This window comes from Dietzia sp. B44, assembly GCF_014145245.1.
Classification (GTDB): domain Bacteria; phylum Actinomycetota; class Actinomycetes; order Mycobacteriales; family Mycobacteriaceae; genus Dietzia; species Dietzia natronolimnaea.
This window is the reverse complement of sequence record NZ_JAALEF010000301.1, coordinates 1-2,438: the sequence shown is the minus strand read 5'-3', so window position 1 is coordinate 2,438 and position 2,438 is coordinate 1. Positions and strand designations below refer to the sequence as shown.

Here is a 2,438-nt window from a genome sequence, read left to right as displayed (position 1 = left end):
ACCCCAGGTCGGTGTTGATCACCCCGGCGTCACACACCGCCGCGGGTGCGGGGACGACCGCGGTGGGCGTGGCGGGAGCGGTGGTGGTGGCGCGAGAGGCCCGGGTCGAGGTCGCGGTGGTGCTGGGGCCGGCCGGGGCGGTCACCTCGGGAGACGTCTCGTCTCGCGATCGCATCAGCGCGACGGTGGTGACGGTCGCGACGAGGACCCCGACCACCACGACCACCGCGAGGGCCGCGTAGACCGGCGACTGACCGCCTCCCCGTACTCCGTCGGCCCCGGTCACGTCGCCACCCCGTCGCCCTGGCTAGAGGGTCATCCCGGGCGGTAGCGGACCGATCGGGGTCGCGTCCCCCGCGCCGGCGAACGGGTTCCACACGTAGATGGTGGAGGCGTAGACGGCCTCCGCATTCGGTTGGCCCGCCACCGGCTCCTGTTGCACGCGCAGCTCCACGTGGAAGTCGCTGTGCTGCCCGAGCAGGACACGCGGCGTGGTGCCGGGCTGCGTCGCGACCTGCTCGCCCCGGTGGAACAGCACGACACGGGTGGGCGACGAGACCGTCCCGCCCGCGGTCTCCAGGAACAGGTAGCCGAGTTCACCGCACAGGTTCCCGCTCTGCCCCACCGTCCACCCGACCCCGGGGAACGGCCCGGGGGTCTGCGCGGCGATCCGCTGCACGTCCACCGAACACCCGGCGGGCGGAGGCATGAGGGAGTCGGTGTTGACCGCGGATGCAGCGGGCGCCCAGGACGCGAGCAGGCCGGCGGTCAGGGCCGTGGCGGTCAGGGCTCTGATGTTCGGTGTTCTGATGTTCGGTGTTCTGACGTTCGGTGTTCTGACGGTTCCGGGCATCGAGATCGCCTCTCCGATCGAGTACACCCCATGGTGACACGGGTCACACCGGAGAACCACCGTGAGTGGTGACCGGGCGCCCCCCGACCCCTCGGTACGGTGGGACCACCCGGCGGCGCACCCCTCACGCCGCCCGATGAGGAGAGTGCCGTGACCGGTCGATACGCCCCTGGACACACTCTGGATCAGGCCGTCGCTCTCGAACGCGGCGGCGAGAACCTGGTCCGGGGCCGCACGGTCGACGCGTGGGCCAACATGGTCGGGCCGTTCGGCGGGACGACCGCGGCGACGATGCTGCAGGCGATCCTGAAGCACCCGGAGCTACACGGTGACCCGCTGGCTCTGACGTTGAACTACGCGGGCCCGGTGGCCGAGGGCGAGTTCGAGATCGAGGTGCTGCCGACCCGCACCAACCGCTCCAACCAGCACTGGTGGCTCGAGATGCGCCAGGGCGATCAGGTGGTCACCACCGCCACGGCGATCACCGCGCTGCGGCGCGAGACGTGGTCGGAGACCGAGGTCGGCCCGCCCGGGGTCCCCGCACCCGAGGACCTGACCCCGGCCGCGGCGGACCGTGGGGTCAAGTGGGTGGACAACTACGACATGCGGTTCGTGACGGGGGCGTTGCAGTCGGTCGAGGAGGGACAGACGAGCCCGGATTCGACGACGACGATGTGGATCCGCGACACCCCGCCCCGCCCCCTCGACCACGTCGCGCTCACCGCGATGTGCGATTCGTTCTTCCCCAGGTCGTTCCTCCGGCTCGGCCGGCCGATCCCCGCGGGAACGGTCACGCTGACGATCCACTACCTGGCCACCGCGGACGAGATCGCGGCCCAGGGCACGGACTTCATCCTGGGCAGCGTCCACGCCCACCGGTTCCACGGCAACTACCACGATGAATCGGCGAGACTGTGGAGCCGCGACGGCACCCTGCTCGCCACCAGCCACCAACTCATGTACTTCAAGTCCTGAGTACCGCGGGCCGGAGGAGCACCCACCACATGTCGACCACTCGGAACCACACCACCCACGAGGTCCTCAACCAGGCGCCGCCGCGCGTGGACGTGGACGAGTACGCGCTCAATCCCGCACTCCGGGAGGCCGTGGGAGTCTTCGCGCCCGGCGCGGTGACCGACCGGTTCCACGAGATCGGCCGACACGTGGGCACCGGGCAGTACCAGCACGACGCGGAGCTGGCCAACACCCTGCCGCCGGTGCACCGCGCCCACGACCGGTGGGGCAACCGGGTGGACGAGATCGAGTTCCACCCCTCCTATCACCGGATCATGGAGTACTCGGTGTCCCGCGGGGTGCACACCTCCGCCTGGGCGGACCCGGGGCCCGGCGCCACCGTGGAGCGGGCCACCGGCTTCATGCTGGTGTCGCAGATCGAGGCCGGGCACGGGTGCCCGCTGTCCATGACGCACGCCGTGGTGCCGTCCCTGCGCTTGAGTCCGGACCTGGCCGCGGAATGGGAGCCGGCGCTGATGTCCAGGGTCTACGACCCCGAGCTCCGCGACCCCGCCACCAAGTCGGGTGTGCTCTTCGGGATGGCCATGACCGAGAAGCAGGGCGGGTCGGA

General features: G+C 71.0%; 3 protein-coding genes and 1 pseudogene. 2 read left to right on the top strand and 2 right to left on the bottom strand.

Annotated features, from left to right (window positions below):
- A pseudogene (locus G6017_RS10610) lies at window positions 1–286 on the bottom strand (hypothetical protein); the annotation flags it as partial.
- Window positions 287–307: 21 nt separating this feature from the next.
- Window positions 308–853, bottom strand: a complete 546-nt coding sequence (locus G6017_RS10605; protein WP_194307839.1) for a hypothetical protein — start codon at window positions 851–853, stop codon at window positions 308–310.
- 150 nt (window positions 854–1,003) lie between these two features.
- On the opposite strand from G6017_RS10605, the gene G6017_RS10600 reads away from it, so the two are divergent.
- Window positions 1,004–1,828 (top strand): acyl-CoA thioesterase, encoded by an 825-nt coding sequence (locus tag G6017_RS10600; protein WP_095718736.1) that lies wholly within the window; start codon window positions 1,004–1,006, stop codon window positions 1,826–1,828.
- Between the two features lie 29 nt (window positions 1,829–1,857).
- On the top strand, window positions 1,858–2,438 hold a 581-nt coding region (locus G6017_RS10595; RefSeq protein ID WP_524536285.1), incomplete at its 3' end, for an acyl-CoA dehydrogenase family protein.